Annotated in this window: 13 protein-coding genes and 1 pseudogene; 4 read left to right on the top strand and 10 right to left on the bottom strand. The window is 31.0% G+C overall.

Annotated elements, in window-relative coordinates; genetic code table 4:
• Window positions 1-93: 93 nt before the first annotated feature.
• Window positions 94-1,105, top strand: a pseudogene (locus MCFN_RS00700) (IS30 family transposase).
• A 538-nt stretch (window positions 1,106-1,643) separates the two neighbouring features.
• Here MCFN_RS00700 and MCFN_RS00695 read toward each other — a convergent pair.
• The 8 genes from MCFN_RS00695 to MCFN_RS00660 form a co-directional block, all read right to left on the bottom strand.
• On the bottom strand, window positions 1,644-2,990 hold the full coding sequence (locus MCFN_RS00695; RefSeq protein WP_038561191.1) for an ABC transporter ATP-binding protein: 1,347 nt from the start codon (window positions 2,988-2,990) through the stop codon (window positions 1,644-1,646).
• Complete coding sequence (locus MCFN_RS00690) at window positions 2,990-4,501, bottom strand: ABC transporter ATP-binding protein (RefSeq protein WP_051604598.1); 1,512 nt, start codon at window positions 4,499-4,501, stop codon at window positions 2,990-2,992. The genes MCFN_RS00695 and MCFN_RS00690 overlap by 1 nt, the downstream gene beginning before the upstream one ends.
• Before the next feature lie 75 nt (window positions 4,502-4,576).
• On the bottom strand, window positions 4,577-5,572 hold the full coding sequence (locus MCFN_RS00685) for an ABC transporter permease (RefSeq protein ID WP_038561188.1): 996 nt from the start codon (window positions 5,570-5,572) through the stop codon (window positions 4,577-4,579).
• A 2-nt stretch (window positions 5,573-5,574) separates the two neighbouring features.
• Window positions 5,575-6,648: an ABC transporter permease gene (locus MCFN_RS00680; protein WP_038561184.1), complete on the bottom strand. Its 1,074-nt coding sequence runs from the start codon at window positions 6,646-6,648 to the stop codon at window positions 5,575-5,577.
• A gap of 8 nt (window positions 6,649-6,656) precedes the next feature.
• Complete coding sequence (locus MCFN_RS00675) at window positions 6,657-9,542, bottom strand: ABC transporter substrate-binding protein (RefSeq protein ID WP_038561181.1); 2,886 nt, start codon at window positions 9,540-9,542, stop codon at window positions 6,657-6,659.
• Window positions 9,543-9,553: 11 nt separating this feature from the next.
• Window positions 9,554-17,572 (bottom strand): PDxFFG protein, encoded by an 8,019-nt coding sequence (locus MCFN_RS03385; protein ID WP_051604539.1) that lies wholly within the window; start codon window positions 17,570-17,572, stop codon window positions 9,554-9,556.
• A 126-nt stretch (window positions 17,573-17,698) separates the two neighbouring features.
• Entirely contained in the window at window positions 17,699-20,791 is a 3,093-nt protein-coding gene (locus tag MCFN_RS00665; RefSeq protein ID WP_038561178.1) for a ligand-binding sensor domain-containing protein, read from the bottom strand.
• A gap of 265 nt (window positions 20,792-21,056) precedes the next feature.
• Window positions 21,057-22,604, bottom strand: a complete 1,548-nt coding sequence (locus tag MCFN_RS00660) for a phospho-sugar mutase (protein ID WP_038561175.1) — start codon at window positions 22,602-22,604, stop codon at window positions 21,057-21,059.
• Window positions 22,605-22,743: 139 nt separating this feature from the next.
• Between MCFN_RS00660 and MCFN_RS00655 the strand changes: the two genes are divergently transcribed.
• Window positions 22,744-23,625, top strand: coding sequence for an ECF transporter S component (locus MCFN_RS00655; RefSeq protein WP_038561173.1), 882 nt, complete (start codon window positions 22,744-22,746; stop codon window positions 23,623-23,625).
• Between the two features lie 21 nt (window positions 23,626-23,646).
• On the top strand, window positions 23,647-24,063 hold the full coding sequence (locus MCFN_RS00650; RefSeq protein ID WP_038561171.1) for a transcription antitermination protein NusB: 417 nt from the start codon (window positions 23,647-23,649) through the stop codon (window positions 24,061-24,063).
• 116 nt (window positions 24,064-24,179) lie between these two features.
• On the opposite strand, the gene MCFN_RS00645 is transcribed toward MCFN_RS00650, so the two are convergent.
• On the bottom strand, window positions 24,180-24,683 hold the full coding sequence (locus MCFN_RS00645; RefSeq protein ID WP_038561169.1) for a Bsp6I family type II restriction endonuclease: 504 nt from the start codon (window positions 24,681-24,683) through the stop codon (window positions 24,180-24,182).
• A 129-nt stretch (window positions 24,684-24,812) separates the two neighbouring features.
• On the opposite strand from MCFN_RS00645, the gene dcm reads away from it, so the two are divergent.
• On the top strand, window positions 24,813-25,859 hold the full coding sequence (gene dcm, locus MCFN_RS00640) for a DNA cytosine methyltransferase (protein WP_038561167.1): 1,047 nt from the start codon (window positions 24,813-24,815) through the stop codon (window positions 25,857-25,859).
• 169 nt (window positions 25,860-26,028) lie between these two features.
• Here the strand turns inward: dcm and MCFN_RS00635 are convergent, their stop codons facing one another.
• Window positions 26,029-26,649, bottom strand: coding sequence for an FMN-dependent NADH-azoreductase (locus MCFN_RS00635; protein WP_038561166.1), 621 nt, complete (start codon window positions 26,647-26,649; stop codon window positions 26,029-26,031).
• Window positions 26,650-26,734 lie beyond the last annotated feature (85 nt).

Here is a 26,734-nt window from a genome sequence, read left to right as displayed (position 1 = left end):
TGTAAAATTAAATTGTGGGGCTTGAACTTTTTTGTTTCGATTATTCTTTAAAATAAAAAAAGAAAAAAGCTCCAAATTGGCCAGGAACTTCATATGAATTATAGCATTAAAAAATATACCCATATAACAAAAAGTGATAGAGAAGCAATTAAAAGTTATTTAGAAATAAATTTATCAATAAGAAAAATTGCAAATATATTACATAAAAACCCATCTACAGTAAGTAGAGAAATAAAAAGAAATTTAGATAAATTTGGGAAATATTCCCCATTTTATGCTGATATCAAAGCCCAAAGACGTCATTATCATAAATATTATTTTAAATTTTTGAATAGTAAATATAGTGAATTTAGTGAATTATTTCTAAAAAAATTTGACAAAAAAATATTATGGGGTAAAACTTACCCATAAATATATAAAAGAGAATTTTAAAATTAAAATCCCTTGCTTAAAAACAGTATTCAATTGAATCAAAACAAATAAATGAATAATCAAAAGATCAAATTTATTGCGTTCCTCATATAAAAAGGGTGGAAAAAGACATGCAAGCGTAATTAGTCGCCTTGTAACATCAGCTGATTATGTATTCCCGATATGAACAAGACCTAAATCGATAGATAATCGTGAAGAATATGGTCATTGAGAAGCTGATATGATAGTTGGGAAAAGAGCTACTGGATATAACAACATTCTTACTTTAACAGAGAGAAAAACCAGAGTCGGTTTTGCGATTTTGATACCAAGTAAAAACCCAATGAAGGTGAATGCAGCATTAAGAAAACTCGTTTTAGAAAGACAATTAATAGTAAAAACTATAACTATTGATAATGGCATAGAATTCGAAAAAATAGGTATTTTGGCAAAATGACTCGATATAAAAATATATAGAGCTGAGCCATACGCCTCTTTTCAAAGAGGATCAAACGAACACTGAAATGGACTTATAAGACGCGAATACAAAAAAGGATTTGATTTTAATCAAATTTCGCAAGAAATATTAGACCAAATTACCAAAAGAATAAATGATATACCAAGAGAAATTTTGGGTTGAAAATCTGCCAATGATTTATTTATCGAGGCCAACTTTTACGGCCTAGTATGATAGTCGCTTATTATCTTGCATAAGCTCTATCCGCTTACACAATCTGCCTCTTTATTTTCTAACCCCAAACCCCTTACATAAGGGGCTTTTCATCATAAGTTGTATTATCTTTTTGCAACCCCAAACCCATTGAAAAGGGGCTTTTCTTTCTTCCTAAACCCCAACCCCTTACATAAGGGGCTTTTATAGTAACTACTATTTGCAAAAAATGAGAAAAAAATCATTAAAATGTTAAAATAAAAAAGCCAAGTGCATGTGTTGCACTTGAACTTACTATTTAGGAAACATTAACCAGAATAGGTTAATGTTTTTTAGGTAAAATGGTGAAAATTAGTTACTAATTGCCAAATCAATACAGCGATCCCGCCTAGTATTAAAAAGCCAAAGATTGCTTGAATAATTTTCCCTACGAATTTAACAATAGCAATTAAAATTAATATTCCGACAATACAGCCAATTATTGTTAATAAGTTTACGCCCATTAATACCCCCCTGTTTTTTAGATTGAAATAATTTTACATTATTTATTTTTCAGGAATGATTAAATAAACTTAGATTTGTATGTTTTTGCCTTGTTGACAAATTCAACAAATTCTTCATCTGTTGCCAAAACAAAATGTTTTTGGGAAATTTGTTGTCATTTAGGTTGTGTATGCTCATCATATTCGTGAGATGATGAATTATACGCCTGACCAACCAACGATCCTTTTTCCGCTTCGATAGAAGGAACTGCATCAAGTAATGACTGAGTATATGGGTGGTGTGGATTATGAATAACTTCTTTTGTTGGACCGACTTCTAAAAGAGTTCCTTTATTAATTACTGCAATACGATCTGAAATATATTCAACCATTCGTAAATCGTGGGCAATGAAAATAATAGTAAGATTATATTTTTCTTTTAGTTCTTTGAAAATGTTAATAACTTGTGCTTGAATTGAAACGTCAAGTGCTGAGATGGGCTCGTCAGCAATTAGAATTTGTGGCTGCAACACAACGGCACGGCATATGCCGACACGTTGTTGTTGTCCACCAGAAAATTCTAATGGAAAACGTCTTAAAACAGTTTCATCTAAGCCGACTTGGTGCAAAATATCAATAATTAACTTACGCTTGCACTCTTTTTCTTTTAAATTATTTTCAGTGTCACGAAATTCTTTTTGCTCTTTTAAGTAACTTAATACCGAAGAAAAGTCTTTATCAAGGTGTAAAGCTGCCATATTTTGAACTTTTTGCACTGTTTCAACATGCACAAACTTGTATAAATCAGCAACGTCATCTCAGCGTAATCTAACATCAGCTCAAGGATCTTGAGTTAGCATCACTTTTTCATCAATTGAACCTAATTTTTTATTTAACTCAATATATGTGGCAATATCAATATTAGTTAAATATAAGTATCTTGAAGTTTTAAGGTTAGTTAAACCTTCACCAACAACTGTTTCAACATCTTTAAATGGGTTTAGTGAGTTGGTCGGGTCTTGAAATATCATTTGTACTTTATTAACCATAAAGTTAATAATATCTTTACCTTTTTTACTTCATTTATTTACCTTTGAACGGTCTTTTGGAATTATGCGATCAAGTATTTTTATCTGGCCAAAACTGTGGGGAGTTAAACCTATAATTGCTCGCCCAGCCGTCGTTTTACCTGAACCTGACTCACCAACTAAACCTAAGACTTCACCTTGATAAATATTTAAGTTTAAATCTTTTAAAGCGTGAAATGCCTTAGCTCCATGACCATAAATAACATCTAAATTTCTAATTTGGACAATTGCTTCTTTATTTTCGCAATTTAACATTTCCTTAGTACCGGGACGAATTGCTCGATAAAGCTTTTTCGAGCCGCGATTTTCGACATAATATAATTGTTCTTCAGCCTGCATTATTCCTCCCCGTTATTTAGTAATATCTCAGCATGATTGTGAGTTTTTTGAGTATCTTTATCAGTATTTTTACTCATTTTTAAATCATCTGGTTCCATTTGTGCAACCTTGCGGTTATAGTTGTCCATCGCTTGATAGTCAGCTTTGAATTTGTCAGGAGACACAAATATATTTTGGTCGTGAATTTTATTTAATCTATTGAAATATCTTTTTCAAAGATTCTGAATAATTTGTGGTGGCTCATAAAATGGAGCTTCACTATCAAGCAAGCTTGATTTAACCATATGTGTTGGTGAAACATAGTAAAAATCCGCTTCTTCTTCAAGATCCTTGCCTAGTGCAAAATCATTACGAACTGCAAATGCATCACCTTTAATATTATTTAACGATGAAGGAACAGCCCCTTTAATAACATTTAAACGCTCTCCATTATTGTAATCAGGCATTGAAGAAATCAAGCCTCAAGTATAAGGGTGTTGTGGGTGCATCAAAATTTCTTCACGCGTTCCCGATTCAATAATTTGACCTGCGTACATAATATTTATAAATTCAGAAATTGAGGCTACAACACCAAGGTCGTGAGTAATGAAAGCTATCGCAATATTAAATTTTTGTTGTAATTCACGGATGATATCCAAAACAAGAGCTTGTACTGTTGGGTCAAGTGCCGTTGTTGGCTCATCCATTACAAGAATTTTAGGTTTTAGACTCACAATTGCGGCAATCGCAATTCTTTGAATCATTCCCCCTGAAAGCTCGTGTGGATAAAGTTTCATTACTGCTTCAGGATTGTTAATCCGTGTCATTTCTAAGTATTTAATCGCTTCTTTGGTTGCTTCTGCACGAGTTTTAACAATTCCATTAATCAGCATTCCTTCAATAATTTGATTACCAACTTTCATGGTTGGGTCAAGAATTGACATTGGGTTCTGGAAAACTGCCGAAACAATACGCCCTCTTAAATGTGATTTTTCTCAGTTATAAAGGTTGAAATTATGTACTTCTAACCCGTAAAGTTTAACTTTCCCTGACTCAATTATGGCGTTATTACCAGTTAATCCATATAAAAGCGAGGTAATTACTGACTTGCCAGAACCAGATTCACCGATGATAGCATGAATTTTACCCTCATAAATTTTGAAACTAGGTCCCCGAAGGACTAAGTTTTTTTCTTTCGGGTTAGCTGGATTTTTAAACGTTAAATAAATATCTTCAACCTCAGCTGCTACTTTTAGATTTTCACCCAAAATTTTTTCAGTCGGTGCTGAATCAAGATAAACTTGGAAATCAAAATTGTCTTTGTCTTTACGCTTGCGAAATAAACGTACAACATTGCGAGCAATATTTTTTCAATAATCTGACATACCACGTCAAAATCCACGATTTTGGTCTTTACGGACTTCTAATAAATTTAGCGGATGTGGCTTAGCAAGTTTTTTAATTACTTGTGGGTAAAGTTTTGAGTAAGGATGTGGTGTTAAATCATCCCCCGTTGGCAGTGTTGTTACCATATTTTCAGTGTAATATTCAATTTTTTGTTCATATGTTAGATTAGTTCAATTTTTATATTCTCTCATGTTAACCTACTATCTTTGACGTAATAATGAATCTTGAATACTTGCTGAAATTAATTGGATTGATGTAGTTAAGATAACTAACACCGTTGATGGCAATAACACATAACGAGGATAAGCTGTAAATACTTTCGAACCTTCTGAAATTAAGTTTCCAAGCGTTGGGATGTCAATACTCAAACCAATGAAAGCAAGTGACGTTTCTGAAAGGATGACACCAGGAATATGGAAAACAATTTCGGTTACTAATAAAGGGATAACAACTGGTAAATAATTTAACAAAATTTTGTATGTTGGCGTTCCTAAAATACCAGACGCCGATACTCATTCAAATGTTTTAGCTCTTAACACTTGCGAACGCATTTGGTTGGCTATTCCTGTCCACGACGTAAATGTTAAGGCGAATACCATTACTCAAAAGGTTGGTTTTCAAACAATTGTAATAACAATCAAAATAATGATCGAAGGCACGTTTGAAATAATTTTAATTAAATAAGTCATAATCGTATCAAAAATACGAAAATGCCCCATCATAATTCCAATTAGCAAACCTACAAAAACTTGAATAATTGCCGTTACGAGTGCTAATGCCAACGAATAACGCAATCCCCATCATAAACGCGCAAAGAGATCGCGACCAAGAAAATCGGTTCCAAAGATCGCTGATGATGATTCAAAGAAATTTTGGTAGCGATTTTCAATACTTAATGTTTCAGGATTTTTAGTAAAAAATGGAATAAATATTGCACTTATTACTAAACATAAAAACAATACTGCACCAAATACGCCAGCAAAACTACGTGAATAACGATAAAATAGTTCGACTCATTTGTTTTGTTGTTTTTTGATGTTATTTGATTCGTGATAATTTAAAAGATCGCCGATAAGTTCTCATTTTTTATAGTTTAGCGGTTGTAAAAAGCGATTAGGAGCCAAGTGCGCGCCGTGTTCGTTATTTGGTGCAACTTGTGCTTTACGTTTGAAACTAGCTCATTTAAATCCAGACATTCTTATCTCCTTCTTCTTACCCGTGGGTCAATTGCTTTATACAATGCATCACGACAAGTGTATGACAATATAGTAATTAATGAGAACAATGTGACCATAAACAAAATAATGTTATAGTCTTTTGAGGTAATTGCGTGTAGCAATAGTCCACCAGAACCAGTGATGAAGAAGATTTGTTCAACGAACATACTTCCAATAAAGCTACCAAAGATAACTACAGGGAAAAAGGTTGTGATCGGGAATAGAGAAGGTTTTAAGGCGTGAGTTCAAACAAAACGTGATTTCGAAAGTCCTTTTAGGTAGCAAAATTTTGCGTGTTGTGAATTTAATTCACGATTTAACTCAGTACGAATATATTTAATATAAACAATTATGGAACCAAGTGATAAAGCTAATCCAGGGAGTACATATGTTGCTAAATCAGTTTCAACATATAGATAAGGAATACCAAGAGCACGGCCAATTAATAATAGTCAAAGAGCAAATACAAGCGATGGAATTGAAGAGAACACAGACACAACTACAGTTGCGATATGGTCAGGTAGCTTATCTGGGTTCATACCAACTCATACACCAACTGGAATACCGATTCCCAGCGTAATCATCACTGAGAAAATACCGATTAAAAACGATTTATAAAACCTTATTCACACAAAATCATTGATATTTTGGCCAGGAAAAACTGAATATGAAATACCAAAGTCTCCGTGTAAAAGATTATTTAAATATAAGAAATAACGTTGAATAAGGGGTTTATCAAGCCCATATCTTGCTTCAACAGCTAGTTTTGCGCTTTCATCAAGTCCTGTGGTCAATGTTGTTGACCCAGGGATTGAATTAATTAAAAAGAATGTAATAGTTATAACTATTCAAGCAATGGTTATAAATTCAAAAGCAATAATAAGAAAACGTAGCAATGATTTTACTAAAGGGGATTGAATGTTGAATAAGTTTTGTAATTTTGATATCTTAGGTTTGACACGACCACCAAAATCAACATATGAATGATTAGATACATAATGATTTGAATCTAAATTCAAGTCTTTTTCAGTAACAAAAGATTGATTTTTATCCATTTTTCCTCCTATTTAATAATTGTTGGCAATCCTGGGCGTGGTGGATTTAATACATCATAAGCATACTGCAACGCGTAGGTAAATAAACTTGATGCTCCATTTACTCTTGAAATTTCTCAGTATGTATCCACTTCCATTAACGGAATAACAGGTGCTGTTTCTCTTACTATTTTTTCAAAGCCTGCAATAACTGCAAAGGCATTAACTTCAGTTCATCCTTCCGCTTTTTCTTCAGGAGTGAACTGTGATGTTAAGAATTTCATATGTCTTTTTGTGTAATCATTAATATCTTCATCATTATGCATTAATGATAAGTCAACAATTTTTTCTCACACTTTTGGACCATTAGGGTTACTTGCAATTCTTAAACGAGCTTTTAATTCTTCAATTTTGTCTTGATCTTCTTTTTTAGCTATGACTAGTTTATTGTTTTCATCACGTGAATAACCTAAACCACTGAAATATTTGTGGTAGGTTCATGACCCGGATGGGTTGTTTCTAAAACCAGTTGTTTTTTGTGATTTAGTATCAATTCCATCAGGCTTTAAGAAAACACGAATGTATGAGTAAATATCACTACCAAAGGCATCAAAGTTTCTGTAAATTAAGTCATATTGACCAGTGGTTCTTCAATCTTCATACACGTTTTCAGGTAAGTTTTTAATTTCAATATTAATATAGTCGCCAAATGCTTTACGCATAAAATCTTTCAGAGCTATACCAGCGTTTTTTTGTTCGTCTGTTGAGTTAGTAATCATTCTTAAAGTAACATTTTTTAACTCAGGATGTTCTTTTTTAAATGCATCCATAAAACCCTGGGCAACATCAAGGTGGAATCCTTTATCAGTACGATCAACAGTTTCAAATTTCATAGACTTAGCAATGTGATCTAAGTGTGTGTAGTTTTGAACAGGGACTGGGGTTCCTCATTTGTATTTTTGAGCATTTTGTTTATCTTTTTCAGACATGAATACAAAAGGTTTGTTATTTAAGTCCTTTGTTGTAAATTGACCATATTTTGCGAACATAAAGTCGTGTTCAAATCCAGCTTCAACAGCATCCCCAAAACTTGATGCAGCTTGACCAAACGCTGTTCAAGTAATAACAGGGAATGAGCTTGACCAACCAACAATGTTTAACAATTCATTTCTATTAATTGCGTAATAAATTGCACTTCGTAAATTGTTGTCATTTACTATTGAGTTTCCGTTGGTTTCTTTATCAAGGTTGAAAGCAAATGCAATAGTTCCATATCCGTTAGATTTATTCATAAAAGGACGATTTTTAGTATTTGTTCAGTATTTCCACTGTAAAACCGGTGGTATTTTAGTAGCTGAAATATATCCATCTTCAAACATTGCAGAATTAATATTTGGATCATTAGAGAAATATAGCTTAATGTAATTTGAAATAGTTTTAGAAGCTGAATAATATTGATTGTTTTTCTTCAGAAGAATAAATCCTTGTGGTCCTAGAACTAAATCTTCAATAGTGAAGGCACCATTTGTTAAAAAGTTTTCTTTTTTAAGTCCAAACTCGTTTATGCCCCCAATCGACTCAACAAAACGACGGTTAATTGGCGTTAAAATTGAGTTAACATCCGAATATGTGCCGTGAATATTCGTAGGTTGATAATCATCATAGGCAATACGAAGCGTGTATTCATCAAGTGCTAAGACACGATTACGCATAAATTTTTTCGGTTGCAATCTTAATACTTCATCATTATCAACTGTGTTTTGCCCGGCCGCTAATAAGTTTACATACAATTTATTAACAGCTTCATTATATGGTTTAGGATCTGTTTCGTCGTATGAAATTGATCCTAATTTATGTTTTAGTTCCCTTGACTCACGCACAAGTTCTTTGAATGCGTCCGATGGAGTTTGTTTAGGATCAAAATATGGATATTTACGTACCCTAGTCGCAATACGCTGAGGTATAGTTTGCAATTCAGTTTCAGTGTGTTTAGTTGTTGAATATTCGGGATTAGGCAGCATTAAAATAGTTTCTTCTGCCTCGAAATCAAAATCTGGTGAATATGGAATTGAACTTAAGACTGTCTTATTGTCAAGGTTTCAATACATTCTTCCTGAATAAAAACCTAAATTTAGAGCAGTCTTTTTGATTGCTTCAACCTCCGCATCATCGCCTGGTACTTGCGAGGCCCAGGGTTGATATGTTGGGTTGAAGACATCATATTCTCATTTTCCGTTAACTTTCTTCAACGGTGGGTAGGCAAAGGGATTTGCGTAAGCAACATTGTGTTTTTGAATATAACGTTGCTGAACCTCAATCATTTCTGAAGAAGATTTAAATTTTCTTTGTAACATCGTTGTTACTTTTTGCGAACCAGTCGATAAATCGAAAATATAGTGCATTGCGTCAATATAATCGTCAGCAGTGACTGGATCCCCGTTGCTCCATTTACTTTGCCCTTCGTTCAATAAAACGTTTGTCGAAAGGAATTTATTAGTTGGGGTGATAACTGAGTTTAAAGCGTGGTATTCAGTTTGATCAGTGTTTATGTTTCCCGGAGCTGAACCAAAATCATCTAAACGGTAAAAGGTTCCAGAGTTTTCAGGGTTTGAATTGCTTTCTAAATAAGAATCAAGCGTTCCTTCGCCATCAGTTTGATATGTACCAAGGCTAATTTGCGGAATATTTGAAATACGTTTGATTGTCTCATTGGGTCCAGCTTTTAAAGGTGGTTCAACAAGGGTTGGCAAAATTTTATTAACAGACGGATATTTAATGTAATTTAGTGAGTTAATAGGATCAGTAGACAAACCTAAATCATAATTTTTTCTATTATTTGCACACGAAACAACAAGAAAAGGGGCAAGAGTGCTTGCAAATGAAAGATTAAGTAGTATTTTTGCTTTTAATTTCATATTTTCTCCTTTTATTTAGTTCCGTTAAATTGTTTGCCAACTCTTATAATCGCTACTTTTTTGCCATCTATATCTTTTTTATATACAACAACCGGCGCTTGAGAAAATGTTTTACCATTTTCCGACACACTTTGGAACGCTCCTAAGTCAATGTCTAATGTTTTCTTACCATCTGGATTTTGTGCGAAGTATATTTTGTACTCACGTTCTGATGTCAATAGTCTATTTGCGTAGTTCGACATAATTGCATAATCAGATACTCAAGCAGTAAAACCTTGACCTTTATGACGACCATTAATATCAGTATAATCATATTTTTCATCTTTTAATCAGTGTCTTGACTCAGGTTTAGTTTCATTTTCAATGTGCTGTGTTTTGTAATAGAACATATTGCTTGAATTTTCTTTATTCAATTTTAGCGTTTTAATTTCGCCAGTTTCAACATCTTCAAACACAAGGTAATTTGCTTTTTTAGCATCCTCATTATTTAGATAACCAAATAAAGCAACTGCATCTTTATCAGTATTTCTTCAAATATTTGACAAGTTACGTTTACCGACACCTTGTGATTGAATGTAGTATTGTCAGTACGCTTGTGGACGATTTGTTACTGCATTTCCTTCAAGATCTTTAATTCTGATTGTATCATCATAAATTGGTTCGCCGTTATCATCATATAATCTAAAGTTCAACATATCTCTATATCAGCGATCTTTAAATCAACCATTGTTAATTGATTTGAATTGACCGAAGTAGTTTGAACTCTTGTTGTGGTCATCACTGAAACCTTCTCTTGAAACAAAGTTTGATGGAATAAATTCAGTACCTAACTTGTCAGCGCGTAATTTTCTTTCCGCATCATAACGCTGTTCAAGGTCAATAATTGTATTTCGTACAGTTTTTCTTGATTCGCCCGTGAATCTAATTAAAGCATCATTTCATTTTGCTGTTGGTTGGCCATCAATAACATACTCTAAACCTGTATTCGCTTCGTTAATACCTCTTATAAATGATGGTAAGTTAGCAAATTGAGTTGTTGATGGTGAGTAAGTGATTTGCAAGTTATCACGGTTAATAACCTCAGCAAATGAATAGGTATAATCCGAGAAGAATTCATTAAATTTACGCTCAGTTTTAGTTTTAAAGTATTGCTCAACATCCTCTGTTGGACGGGCTTTTTTAATAAACCCTTTGGCAAATGCAAGTAAAATGTCAACCATACCAAATTTTTCTTGTTGGAAGTTATAGTGTAATTGAGTGGTGTACATTTGTACCTTATTATCAAAAATTAACTCATCATAAATTGTAAATTGATTTAAATTAACGTTGTTTTCTTTAGCGAATTCAGCAAATGTGTCAAATAGCTCTTTAACACTGATTTCTCAGTCTTCTCGCTTCAACATCGAACTATCAGACACTGCCTTAACATCTTCTGATTTTCATAGACCATAGCCTAATTCTTTATCAAAAATTCAACCATATCTTAATTCATTTTTAGGATCTTTTTTGATAGCTTCATAAATTTCGCCTAAACTTAAATCCTTAACAAACATTGCTAATTTAGAGTTAGTAAATCTCTTCATAATTTCGTTCGCTAAAGCTTGTTTATCACCGCCATTTACAAGCGATGTTAATCTTGCTTTTTCTTCTGAACTTAAACCAATTGCATTGACAAGAGATGCTTTTAAATTATTAGCAAATTTATCAATATCAAATCTCTGAGCAACATAATCAATATCTCAATTAACTACACGTTTTTGTGGATCTAATATTGCTTTTGTGGTATCAACGCTAGCAAATTTAACAAATGTTTTATAGTCTTCAAATTTAATATTAAAGCCTGTTTGTTTATTTCCTTTTGAATCGTGAATAAAGAAGCTATTAAATAATGAGGTTTCAATATCTTTTGATAATAAAGCTTCATTAATTTTAATTGCTTTCATCTCTCAAAAGGCAGGGAATCTATCTGAGTGCGGGTTAGGATTAACCACTTCATCAGAACCATTAACCATTAAATAAATGTGTTCACCAACCTTGTGTCCAATAATTCCTTTAGAATATTCAGCATATCAAGCAAGTAATGGTTTTTGTCCTAATTGTTTTAGTATCGATGGAGAAAAGGTTTCAGTTAAAAAGCCATTAGTTAGCGCTTCTTTTAGCTTAACATTAGGCAAATATTGCTCAGTTGGAGAAAGTCATAGAGATAATTTCGCCCCGGCTGCTAATCTACCGTAATTTACACCATCAGCCAAATATATTGAGGTTATTACATCAGTCAAGGTTGCTGTTTCTGGTGTTTTTTTGTCATCTTCAAAAGGATTTACATAGTAATTTTCTTGAAAAACAGCTCTAAATTCTTTTGGTTTTTGTTTTTCATCCTTAGATAAACGATCATAAACCACTGAACCATCTTGACCGTAATATTTAGCCAAAACATAATCAGGAGTTACTTCTCCTTTTTCCTTATTACGTCCTTTTATGTAATCGATGTATGGAAGCAACATTGCTTTGTGGTAATCTCTATGTGCTGATCTAAATATTTCGCCATAAAGTGGATATGCTATTTGAGTTTTTGGATTTATGCTTGTATTTGTTGTTGAAGAATCTCAACCATTAATACTGTAATTTTTGACAATTAAAGCACTAATAGTATTAATTGCTTCATTAATTTTGTCATTAACTCATTTTACAGTGATGTTATTTTCTTTATCATCTTCTTGATAAAATGGGTTGATTTTTGTATCTTTTTCACTCAAATCAATACCGATTGGGACATTTACAATCGGAGTTCCGTCTTCATTGTATACTAAAACTTTTGTAATTTTAATAAAGTTACCTTTTGAATCTCTTTCTCCTTCAACAATTTTAGGAACAACATTGCCATTAACTGTTTCAAAATCAATTAAATTGCCTTGCCCATCTTTTAAAACGCCTTTTAACATATCAAGTGAAGCTGCTTTAAATGAATATTTACCATCTTCGCCTTTAACCATATATTTAGCAGGATTTTTTTCGTCCGAAAATTTAGTTGGGTTTAATGTTCCTGAGTTTTGATCTAGAGTGTTCATTAATCAAAGATCGAAAGGTTGCAATCATTTTTGGTCTTCGGCGCCATTGATTCCATTTTCTTTTCTTCGTTCTTCTGTCGCTTTAATTAAGCCCTCATATGTTTGTAAGAAACGACGTTTAGGGTTTTCCATAGCTTTTTTCAAGTTTTCATCGCCAATTTCGTGACCTCAAACATCAACTGGATTTTCCAATGTTGATTTATCAATCACAATTTTGCCATCAACTTTTTTAGCTTTGTTATATAGTAAGTACTCGCCCTCATTATTTTCCGAAACAACATTAGGTTGGTTTAAAAGTGGAGAAGAATTTAATCCTAAGTGTGTACGGGCTTTTAAATATAAATCGATTACTTCGCGTGAGTAATAGTTATTTATATTTGGCGTTGCGCCAGGAACTAATGCTGAACCAAATAGTGGTTTTTGCCCTTTATCACCTAAATCTTGTGCAGAGTTCAAGGTTATATGGTGGCCGTACTCGTGAGCGGCTACAAATTTTAAGAAATCAACTGATAATCCTTTATATTTTGGATTGTTCATCATAATTAACGATCACAAACCAATACGCGAATCTGGTCTAAATCCTAAATATTCACCATTTTCAACTTTGTATTCAAATTCACCTTTATCATTGATTGTTTTTACAAGATGCTCACCCTTTAATCACTCGGCTGCAAACGGAACTTTTGATAATAATTCATCCGTAAATCCATCGTATGCCTCAACAAAAACGCTATATGTATTAATGGTTTTTGCTTTGCCGTTTTTGTCAGTAACAATTTTGCTTCCTTCCTCTTTTATTGCTGAAGGTTGAATTACGCTTTGGTATCCAGCAACTTTTAGCATGTCTTTTACTTGTTGCAGTGAATGTGGATGTTGTTTTCTGTCAATTTTGGCATCTATATTGAATTTAATATACTCAGTTTTTTTGTGTCTATCAATTTGTGAAGTATATGTTTCACCTTCCTGGGTTTTATAAACTTTCTGAAGCGTTAATAGCAATTTTGTACCATTTTTCTGTACATCGCTTAAACGCACCTCATGAATGTTTTCATTACTAAATTTCAGTATTTCATCAGTTTTTGTTGTTTTTAGAATACCTAATTTAGTTAATTTATTAACCAATTCAATTTTTGTTTCAGCAACAATCAAATTAGTATCTTTATTTAACTCGATGCCAGGATTTTTATGCATTTGCGCATAAACAGTTTTATTGATATGGTCACCTTTTAAAATTTCTTTAGCTTTTCTAATCGTTTCTTCAAGTGCTGATGAATATTCGTTAGTGATAAGACTAAATTTGTCAGACTTTGTAAATAATGTTTCGGCATCATTTTTAATTTTGGTTATAAAACCTTTTAAAAGTCTTTCTTGTTTTAAAGAGACTTCAATATATCTTTCAATTGACTTATTAAAATTGTCAATAGCTGATTTATGTGCCTTGTAGAATGTTTCATTCGATTCTTCGACATCGAACGCGCTTTGCTCATCAAAATCAAGCTCAAATAACTCAGATATTTCAGAGATTTCTGAGATATTTTTTAATTCCTCAGCATGCCCTATATAGTTTTTAGTTTGTTCATGGTAATATAACATTAAGTTTTTAGCTTCTAGGAATTCTTTTTCTTTTTGAGCTTTAAGTTCATCATTATCTTGAATTTCGGCAATCTCTTTTTGAATTTCTTCTGCAACTTCATTATAGTGCTGACTTAATTTTTCATTATATTCACTTATTTGTTTGCCTAAATTAATTATTGGGTTGAATAAGGTTGCAATAAATTTTAGTCCATGGTTTTCTTTCCCTGTTTGACTATCATATTTTCAATAAATATCCTTTGCCAAAACATTGAAATAAGCAGTAGCGGCTTGACTTATATCGCCTACTTCATACTCGGTGTATAATGACTGAACATATTGAACAACGTCTTTAAATTTAGTGATAATTTCAGCAGTTTCTTTTTCATCCCCGCTTATTGTCGAACTAAATTCATCAGCTTTGGTTACTGCGTATTCAAAAAGTTTTTGTAAATCTGATGAATATTCAGGGTTGCTTAAATCAATTTTGTTTAATTTTGCAATAATTTCACTGATTTTTTGATTAAATTCAGCACGTTTTTGTTTTGTGAATTGATCAATATTAGATTGAACTGAAGAGTATAGGTTGAACTGTTGTTGATAAATTTTAAATATCTCAGAAACAATTCTTGTTACTTTAACTTTAAATAGGTCAACTTCTTGTTGTGCGTTTTTAGAAAGGGCCTCCGGATCCTTCATAATTTTTTCAAAAGCAGTTTTTTGTGATTTTAATGCTTCATGTTTGTCGATAATATCAAATATTTGTTTTCAATATTTTCTTTTTGAAAGATCAGTATCCTCAGTTTTACCCTTAGAATTATCTTCATTTAGTGTTGCAAACGTATTTAAAGCAGCAACCCGAATTAATAAGCTAACATTAGCTTGATGTTTTTCGCCTAAATTTGTTAATTCTTCCATTAAAAACTCATATTTAGCCTTCAATGTATCGTAATTTATTTCTTCCCGTTTTTTCTCAATAAGTTTAGTGTTTTCATCAGTAGTTTCGACTGAATTAAACGATGATTTAATAGCATCTAAATCCTTTTCGATGCTACTTAATTCTGTTTTTATTTTTTCGTCTTCGTTAAATTCGTCAGCAACTTTATTGATTTTTGAGCTATAAACATAAAATGATTTTCTTTTGGATTCGGGTTCATCATGTTGCGAACGAATAAAACCATCAATATTTGCATATTCTCTTCAATTTACTTGTGTATTACTGATTAAACTATTTAATTCATCAAGAGCAATTAATTGAGCAGGTGTATATGCTAAATCTGTTGAATAAAGAACAATATCGTCTTTTTCCTCTACTAATTTAGCAAAGTTATCGCCGTCCAAAATTTTGCTATATAGTGTATATTTAGGTTTATGTTTAAAAGCATATTTTCTTAATTCAAGAACATATTCAGCTTTTTCTTTATTTGAGTTAAACGACTGTTTAAATTCATTGTATGGCGATGTTTTAAGTTCCTCGTGTAAACTGATAATACCAATAATGGCTTCTGATTTTGCACCTTCAATACCAGCACGTTTTAATATTTTTTGAATATCAGTCTTGATCTTATCTTCATCTAATTTACTTTTTTCTTCTTGAAGTGCAAGAATTTTAGCGTTAGCTTCAGCCACTTCTTCAGGTGTTGCAACCTTAGCTTTATATTCTTCAATCTTTTTAAGAGCTTTATCTTTAGCTAATTTTAACTCTTCTAATTCGAGTTTAATCTCTTCTTTTTCTTTGTTGTATTTGAATACTTTGTACTCTTTTGAATTTAATTGTGCTTCCTCATCTTCATTCTCAGAATCGCCTTGTGCGTCTGGTTTGCTTGATTCAGCATCAGCCACTTTACTTGCTTCCTCAATTTTTTTCTCAAGGTCGGCAATTTTGGTTTCAGCTTCCTTAATTTTTTCTTTGCTTTTGGCAATTAAGTCTTCATATATCTTAATTGCTTCTTTATAGTGATTTTCTCCCGATAAAACAATTGTATTTTGAGCAATGATTTCATCTTTAATTTTGCTTGAACGCTCTAATTTAGCAACTAAATCTTTCAACTTTGTAAACTTTTCAGTATCAAAAAGAACATTTTCTTTGATAAACTTATCATATAGAGATTCAACATCGGTTACCATATTGATATACATACGTTTTGAGTGATCGTATCCTTGATCAATACTTTCTACCGTGTTTGATTTTTCATATTTCTCATTTACATAATATTCTGTGTTATTAATTGCATCAAATAGAACAAATTTTTGACCATTATCAAAAATCAAACGCAGATATTTATCGCTAGCATTATCTTTTAAAGCGAATTGGTTTAAAACAGTATCAACGCCAACAATTTTCCGTTCTTCAATCTCAATTTTGTCTAAATCTTCATTTGAAATTGCAACATTTTCCTTAGCAAATTTGCTTATTTGCTCTTTAAATTTAGCTTTTGCTTCCTCAGCATCTTTTGCATAAACTACTGAAATATAGTCAGAATTTACGTGTAATCTCGCTTTTTCAACTAAACCATATGCATTGTCAGTAATGCTTTGCGGTATTTTTCCTTTTACAGCATAAATAGTTTTTCCTAGCAATGCACGTTTGTCACCGATTGTTCTAAATGATTGACTTCTAATTGTATCTAACGATAAGTTAGTATGTGCGTTATAAATTGCTGTATTTTTTAAAAAGCCGGCAATTTCTTCTGAGGTTAGCAGTTTTTTATTAATTCTGTATAGTAAAGAATCAGCAGCATTACCTTCGCCACCTAAAGTACTGTGCAATGGTATTGAGCCAAAAAACGCATCAGGGAAAAATTTAATAGTTGTATATTCTTTATCTTGGTTAGCGTGCGACCCTAATGTAATGTTATTACCTTTTAATTCAACCCCTTTTACAATCGAAAACTCTTTTAGAGTAATAATTTCTGGACCTCATGAAACATTCTGCATAAATCACTGGGTAAAATCATAAAAGTCTTTGGCATTAACAGCTTCTAAATACTCATTGTAAAAATCAAAGCTCCCGTATTTAATATTTAAAAATGGCAATGCTTTATGTTCAGTATAATATTTCTTTAAAAATTCACCATATTGAAGTTTTTGACCTTTATATTCGACCTCGCCATCTTCACCAACTTTAGGATTAAAATCTGCAATTTTATTTTGCTTACTGCTGTCAACAAACTTTAAAATTGGTGTGGCTTTTGGATCTAAAAAAGCATTAGATAGGTGCTTTGCCTCTATACCTTTTTCAAACTTAGGATTTTTTGAATTATATTTAAAAATTCCAAGTGTAATTGCTGATGCAAGGGCCACAATTCCAAACGAAAGTAAGTATTTAGGTCAAACTGTTGTTCGTCAATTGAAACGTTTTTTAGTTTTAGGACTTTGTTTGTTTTCCATATTTCCTCGCTATGTATTGAAATATTAATATTACATTTTTTTATTAACTAATTTCTCTTTTAAACTTATGAATGAGTGTTTAAGTAAAAATTAATTAAACAACGCAATAATTAATAAGTTTTATTTTTAATTTGATTTAGGATTCTGTGTCGCACTAGTAGTTAAGTTTTCATAATATATACCAGTAGCAATATTATTTACAACCTCAGTAACACCATAAATTTTTGCATAATAACCAAGTAAATCAGAAGCTACTCAGTTGTCTGGACTTTCTGTTTCGTCTTGGTCATATTTATATTGATCGGCACTAAATTTTATAAAGTGATTTGCAAAATATATTTTTCTTTCCTTTAGACCATTCAAAAATTCATAGTATGGTTTTCTAGTTTTGATAATTTTTTCTTTTAGAACAGTTTTATGACTATCATCTTTTCTGGTTACAAAATTAAATAATGCTTCTGCGTATTCATCTTCAAGTTTCTTAAATTCGTCATAAACCGTTTTTGGATTTGGTGTATCTCCTGGTTCATATTCCATATCAAAACTATCATCATTAGGTTTAACACCTATAATTTCTTTAAAATTATGTTTATTTCTAACGTCGTCTAACGTTTTATGTATGTATGCCGTTAAAGTCTTATCGGGGTTAGTATTCTTATCCGGTAAATTCTGATTTAATAATTTTTCATTTTTAGATTGTCAATATCTGATTAAAATATAAATTTCTTGCCCAGGTACATAAGCAGCGGTTTCTTTTACATTCTTCATTCTTTTTTCATAAATTTTTACTTTGTTATCGACTTCTTCTATTAACTCAATGGTTGGTTGAATTCATCCTTTAACATCTTTTCCGTCGTTAACACCACCGATCTCTTTAATTGCGCTATCAACATCATTTTTTAATGTGTCGGTATTATTAGAAGAGTTTTTCACTTTTTCTAGCGATTCTTTAACTTTATTCAAATTATTCTTTAATTTTGTTTGTATATCAGTAAATGAACTATAAAACAATTCAGACCATGGATGGGCAGATTCTTTAATGTGTCCAACCTTTTTTAATAATTCTTTAATTTGTGTTAAATAAGAATCTGCTGAATCCTTAACTTGATTTCCTGAAGATTTTATTTTTTCATAAAATTCCAATATATCTTTAAATATCTCAAATTTTGAATTATAATCATCCCCTTCGGTTTCAAAATACTCTTTTGTCAACTCAAAATTAAATAACCCAATTAATGATGTTGGTTTTGATTCTTCTGAATTTTTAACACCTAAAACAGCAATTTCTATTTGCGACGCTAAATCAGAAGCGTTTTTAATTAAATCTTGGTTGTTATCTTTTTCGATAGATTTAATTAGTTCTTTATATTTGCTGTATAGCTCAAGAAATTTAGGTAAGTTTTCTTTTTCGATTATTGAAACTCAATCCCCTTCGTGTTCGTCGTCTATAACTTCAATATGTTTATCAATTTCAACACACGATTCTTTCACTTTTTTGATTTCATCTTTAATATTAACAATATTTGTAGATAATTTTAAGGAATGTATCAGTTTTTTCATATCATCAATAATTTTGGTTGATTTATGTTTAAAATCCTGCTCTTGCTTAATTAATTTTTCAAATTTGGTTGAATTATCTCAGTTAAGCAACTCTTTAAGCTCAGTTTGTGTTATATCCTCATCCAAATCTGAGTATAAATCGATGATTCTTGAAGAAATATGAATTTGTTTTTTTGTGATTAAATACATCAAATAACGATCATATGACTCGATAAAAGTATCAGTTTTCATTTCCTTAATTCTTTTAATTTCTTTTGAGTAAAATGTAAAAAAACCTGAATAAAGATATTGTGCTTTTTTATCGTCGATTTTTTTGCTTAATTTCGCATACTTGTCATTAAACATTTTCACAAGGCTGCCATCTGACTTTTCATCAAAATCTTTCGTTACTAGTGCATCAATTTTTGCTTTTTCGCTAGCTGGATTTACTTTATAAACCTCATAAAGTTGAGCTTTTGCTTTCAAAATGAATTTATCTAAATCTTCATAAATTGAAAATTCGTTGTAAAAATCAATGTTGTCATCTTTCAAAATTCTATAAATGTTATCGGTGATTTTCTTAGCCTCTTTGTATAAATTAGCAAAACGAAGTGAATATATGTAAGATTTTCCAGTTGATTCAAGTCAATTTTTGTACTCATTGTTAAGAAGAAGAGTTTCTTTTTTAACTTTTTCTTTAAATTCTTCATCAATTATTTGTTTATAAACAGGGAATAAAGATATTTTAAAATCAGGTAAATTAAATTCAGGTAATAAGCTTCGATATTGAGGGGAACTGAAGTTTACAATTTTATTAATTACACCAGTGGTTTTGTCATTATCAACTTCGACCTCAAGTTTGTGTCAGCTTGCTATTTGGTGCGATAAAAGAGTAGCTGAGTTTTTAGCTTTTTCATACTGATTTTTAGCATCATTAACTCGTTTGATTAATTCAGCTTTTGTAGGTTTACCTTGAACAAATTTTGAATCTTCTACTTTTTCTAACTCAGCAGCAATTCTTTCTAAATCTTTAATTCTTCAGTCAAATAACTCGTCCATTAACTCAGATTTAGGGGTGATTACAGTAACCGGCGAGGTTGGATTATCAATATATTCAGCAACTAGTTGTGATCTTCTTAAATTATATAAAATAGCATTTTGTCAAGTGAAAATATCTTTATATCCTTCGTCCGTATCTTTAAAATCAGCATAGCTCGCCTTAACGCTATTGATAATTTGGGTAAATAGTGATTTATTTTTCTCAAATTCCTCAGGTTTTTGAGATTTCATCGCCTGTGGAAAATCAACTGTTAAGAATTTATTAATTAATTCCAAAAGTTCGCGAGCACTTTTACCATTAGTTTTAATCGGAGTTCCGTCCAATTCATCGACTAATTTTGTTAGTTTATCAATCTCTTTTTTTAATTCTTCACTGATAGCACTTTCTTCTTCATGAGCATGATTAGAGACAACTAAGTTAGCTTGTAATTTTTTAATTGTGTTTTCAGATTTGTCACTTTGTTTTTTTAGTTCGTTTTTTAATTTTGCTATTTGAATTTTTAATGCTTCATTTTCTTTCATTGCGTCATTCATTTTGCTTTTATCAACGCAAGAAACAACACTCAATGGCATGGTCAATGAGCTAATTAAAACAGTAGATAAAATCAATTTTCTTTTCATAAACATCCTTTTATTCCTGATTTTCATAATAAAAAGTAGGCTTTGCCTACCTTAAAATTATCAATTTGGTAATTAAGTAGGCTTTCGAAGCCCGCTAAATTCTTCTTTTTATTCTTAAAATTAGTGGCTCCGTACTAAAAAACAATCATTACATTTGCAATGAACATATTATTCTTCGAAAAGCGTGTACACATAACTTTAATCATAATTAGTAAAATTATGCCACTATTTAAAAACTGCTAAAACATTTTTTAAAAAAACTGAACTAGCTGACTAATTCAGTGATTATCTGTTTATAAAGCACTAATTTTTTTTGCGCTTGTGAGTAATTCGATCCATAAGCAAATATATAGAACTTAATTTTTGGTTCTGTGCCTGATGGTCTAAAAGCTATTCAATCAGGTTTGTCCTTAAAACTAATTTTAATCATATTTGTACGCATAATTCCATCTGCGTTATTGTAGTCATTAATAACTTTATCAGCAATATTTAAATTCTTAAATTTGTGTTGAATCACTGACAAATCAGTATTTTCGTCAGTATTTATATCAATTGTCTCGCTTACTACGTGACCATATTCTGCGTAAATTTGTTCTAAAACTTGAACTAAATTTAGTCCTTTATTTTTATAATGTTGTGTCATCTTAGTTATAATAACAATTGATTGAATAGCATCCTTATCCTTGGCGATTGCAGGATCAATAAGTGACCCATAACTCTCTTCAAAGCCGTAGAAAAATGAATCTTTATTTTCGACAATACAATGACCAATTCATTTAAAGCCTGTTGGGACGATTTTAATATCCAGCCCGTGTTTTTTGGCGATCAATTCCGGTAAATTTGATGAAACGAATGAAGAAACTAAATATTTACCACTAAAATCTTTGTTTTGAGCCGTCTTAATTAAATAATCCAAAATTAAGGTTGCTGTCTCATTACCATTAAAATGAACTCAAGTTCCATTGTGTAGAACTTCTAAACCTACTCTGTCAGAATCAGGGTCAGTTACAAGAACTATTTCTGCATTATTTTTCTCAGCAATGTGCTTCACCGCGTCATAAACTTCATTGCGCTCAGGATTTGGATATGAGCAGGTTGAAAAATTTCTATCCTGAATAAATTGAGCATCCTCAAAAAACACGTCAACGTTACTTTTCCAGCCAATTTTAGCAAAAACTTCTTCAGCTAACGTTGAACCTGTCCCGTGCAATGGTGAATAAGCAATTTTGACTTTATCACCATTAACCTTAATCTCACCCCCAACTTTTGAAACTGCTTCAATATATGAATTCCACTCATTAGCATGAGTATTTCTCACATTCTTAAAGCGTGGTCAACAACCCTGGGTAATATATTTGTCACTATATTTGTCTCAGTCCTCGAAATAAGACTGAATTTTAGCTATTTCATCCGGCAAGCACTGAGACCCGTGCTCATTATAAAGTTTAATTCCATTATATTCTTTTGGATTGTGGCTAGCTGTAATATTAACGCCTGCTTGAGCTTTGTTTTGTGTAATTAAAAATGAAACAAAAGGTGTAGGTGTAATTTTTTTCGATAAAATTATTTCAAAACGTGGATAAGAAGCGAGTATTTCAGTAATTACGCGTGAATATTTGCAGCTAAAACGTCTATTATCCCGTCCTACAATAACAGTTATTTTGTTTAAATTTGAGTATTTATCACTTAAATATTTGGCATAACCGTGTGCAACTCGTTGAACGTGTGCATGACCTAAATGATCAATTCCACTTCCAACTTTTCCCCTAATCCCGGCTGTACCAAAGTCAATTGCTTTAAGATTTTTATTCATAGTTAACAAATTATAAATTATTTAAAAACTCGAGTTTGTAAATTCTAGCAGTAATTAACAACACAATCTTAAAAAATATATTTTTTCGCTCATTATTTTTTTGTTGTGTGCTTATAATTATTTCAATTCGGAGGTAACAATGAATGAAACACAAATTGAAAAAAAAGAGTTTTTTAGTATAAACTTGAAAAAACTCTTTAAATTTACAGTATTTGAAATAGTTTTATCAGCAATACTGCTAGCCGCACACATTATTGTGATTATGTTTGCAAAATTCACAATTTTAAGAATTATTCCAATTGGTTTAGAGAATATTTTGTATATATTTTACGGAATCATTCTTGGCCCTTTCAAGGGGGCTTTATTAGCAATATTGGGAGATACGATTCCAATGCTTTTAACAGGAAGCATTGGACAATGATTTTGGCTATATGCAATCACACCACCCCTAATTGCAATAGTTTCGTGAGTTTATTCAGTTGTATTTAAATCTAATAAAATAGTTGCGATTACAGTGTCTACTTTACTAACTTTTGTCAGTTTAGCTATTGTATTTTACGTTTATTTTAAATATTCTGAAACCGATGGGACATTTAAAATCAACTCAAGCAAGAAAAATCCAATTTTTGCACCAAAAAATTTAATAATTTGAATGATTGCACTGTATATATTTTTATCTTTAGCAGTTTCTGGACTTTGCATCAAGCTTTACAGCGCGACAAAAAATGATAAGTGATTAAATTATTTAATGATTATGTCTTTAGTAATAATTATTTCAATAGTTTTTAGATGAATTATTGGCCCAATTCAGTATATTGAATACTACAATTACTTTAAAGCCCCAAATAGCAAAGCGGGCTTGAAATACTATTCACTTGAGTACATTCTGCTATTTACCAAAATAGTAATTAAAGACTTATTCGTCATTCCAATTTACATAATTGTATTAACACCAATTTACAATGCAGTATATTTATTGAATAATAAGCATAAGTCTGAGCAAAACACACGTTATTTATAGAAATTGATATAAAATAGATATATGAAATCTCGTAGAACAAACCGTATAGAAATCGTAAATGCAATTTATGCTTGTGAATTATTGCAAAATTATGATTTAAAATCGATTTTTGAAAACAATGACCACCTTGAAATGGAACAGTTCAAACAAATTCAAAAAGTTGTGTCAAATGTTGATGTATTCAGAAAAGTTATTGAAAAATTCCTAGAAATCAAAACCTGAGAACAGGAAAGCCCGCTTGTTAGAGCAATTATTTTAAATGCAACATACGAATTATTTTCTATACCTCCTAAGGTAGCTATTAATGAAGCAGTCGAGATTACAAAAGATTTCTTCGGAGAAGAATCTAATCTTTATAAACACGTAAACAAAGTCTTAGATCGTGTCTATAAATACTCAGTTGCTAATGAAGCTTTAATTAGAACAATGATTAAATAAAAATAAACTAAAAAACACAATTATGAATATTCATGGTTGTGTTTTTTAGTTTATGTGCAGTATTTTCTCTATTTAGTTGAAAAATAAAATTAATGCAAAAACCAACTCTTTAAAATTTATAGCAAAGTGTATTTTCCAGTTTTCAGATTGACTTTTGCATATGGTTTTAGGTTATAAGGCTCAATAAAATTTGAAATAATTGAAAATCTAGGCCTTCTACCTAATTGCTGTTGTTCCCTAAAAGTCAGATCTTTATTCACCTTAACGTTGCACAAGTCTTCTATTGGTATTCTATACAAATAAAGATAGTCCTTAATTTGATCGAGTCTGGCAAATTCTAATATATCAAATTCACTTTTAGGCCCAAAACTAGTTAAATCAGAATCATAATTTGAGGTGCCTTTTATTTGTACTCTGAGGCGATTATTGGCGAATGCATCTTCAGAACCTGCACCTAAACTATGATAATATTCATTAATATAACAAACAATAAACTCAGAAAAAACCTCGTGAAAATTAATGCCTCGTGGATATAATTGTTTAATTCTATTATTTAATCCTTTTCAAATTGGGTATAATGAAATGATTTCATTATATTTATGATTTGTAATTTTTTTCAATTTATACCTCTTTTAAATAAAGAAACTTAATTATTATATCAAAAAATACATTTTTTTAAGCGGCGTGCTGCTTTAAAAGTCGTAAAAATATGATATATTTATATTGAAAATTTGAACATTGGGGGATAAATGAATTATAAAATTGCTAGCCTATTTGCAGGTGTTGGGGGTATAGATTTAGGTTTTGAGTTGACAGGAAAATTCAAAACTGTCTGGGCGAATGAATATGATAAAAATGCAAGAATAACTTTTAGAAAAAATTTTGATCCAGTGCTAAATGAACAAGATATTAGAAGCGTCGACACAAGAGAAGTTCCTGATGTCGATGTTTTAATATCCGGATTTCCTTGCACATCGTTTAGTGTAGCTGGATACAGAAAAGGATTTGAAGATGAAAAATCAGGGGATTTGTTTTTTGAAACTTTAAGATTTATTGTTGCAAAAAAGCCAAAAGTAATTTTCTTAGAAAATGTTAAAAACTTAGTTAGTCATGATAAAGGGAAAACTTTTCAAATCATCAAAGACGCTCTAGAAGAAAATGGTTATAAAATTAAATACCAAGTTTTAAACGCAAAAGATTATGGCAACATACCTCAAAACAGAGAAAGAATATATATCGTGGGTTTTAGAAGTGAAAAAGCATATCATAATTTTGAATTCCCTTTTCCAATAAAATTAACTAAAACTATAAAGGATATGTTTGAAAATAATGTGTCTGATGAAATTTTTTATTACACTGAAGATAAAAACGCGTTTTATAAGGTATTAAAAGAAGAAATGAATAAAATAGACACAATTTATCAGTGAAGAAGAAAATATGTAAGAGAAAATAAAAGTAATGTTTGTCCAACATTGACAGCTAATATGGGTACTGGAGGACATAATGTACCTTTGATAAAAACAAAACAGGGTATTAGAAAATTAACCCCCAGAGAATGTTTTAATTTTCAAGGATATCCCGCCAACTTTAAGCTACCTAAACTAGCAAACTCGCATTTATATAAACAAGCTGGTAACTCAGTGGTTGTCCCAGTTATAAATAGAATTGCTGAAAATATTTTAAAAGCATTAGAAAACGAAAATACAAATTTTGAAACACAAGTCTTGAATTATTTGAAAGAAATAAATATCAATACTTTTGAGGATTTTTTAAAGATAATATCTTCAAAAAATTAAAATACCTTAATGAAAATCCAGTTGGTTTTTAATATGCAAAATTTAGATAAAACTATCTTTATATTTTTATGTTGTCGAAGATAATTTCAAAAAAGTAATTTAAAAGTTCAAGCAACACAATTAAATTTAATTGCGCTTGAACTTTTAAATTAAATCATCAGCTTAAAAATTAGTTTTTTAGCTCGTTTCAGTCAATATTAGACACAACTTCAGCTATTTTGTCATCAATTTCGGCAATGATATCTTCGTGCATCATTTCTGAACGGGGTTTGACTTTGTTGCCATCGACCATCAATGTTTGAATTTGTGGGGCTCCGAAGAAATTGAAAATACCTTTTAAATTATCTAAAAACGCTCCAAATGGGTATCAATCAATTGGTGCTCCTTGTGTACCAACAAGTATTACTTTTAGTTTATCTAGTAACCCGATTGAACCACCATTTGTTGAGTATTTGTATGAAAATGTCTTATTTGCTACTGCCACAGCATCAATAAAATTTTTAATGCCGGCTGTATATGAAAAATTAGTCATTGGCGTTGAAAGAACCAAAACATCGCTTTCATGTAGAGTTTGGATTCAGTTTTCTGAATTGACATCAGCATAAAACGTGTCGATATTGTTGGCTCCTAGTGAATTCTGTGAAAACTCAGATTTTGATACGTGTAACTGTGTTAATTGTGAATTAGGGTGAGTTTTCATTAATCTAGCTACGATTTCATTATTAATTTTTTCTGAAAGAGAGTCTTTATTTACTGCACCGACTACAGAAAATATTTTTAATGGTTGCATTCTATCTCCTTAACTTTTTTAATTTTATTTTACTTATAATAACACAAACATAATTTTAATTTTCATTAAATCAATATAATATTAA

Origin of the sequence: Mycoplasmopsis californica (assembly GCF_000695835.1) — a bacterium.
Lineage (GTDB): Bacteria > Bacillota_I > Bacilli_A > Mycoplasmatales > Metamycoplasmataceae > Mycoplasmopsis > Mycoplasmopsis californica.
This window is presented reverse-complemented; position numbering and strand designations above follow the sequence as displayed.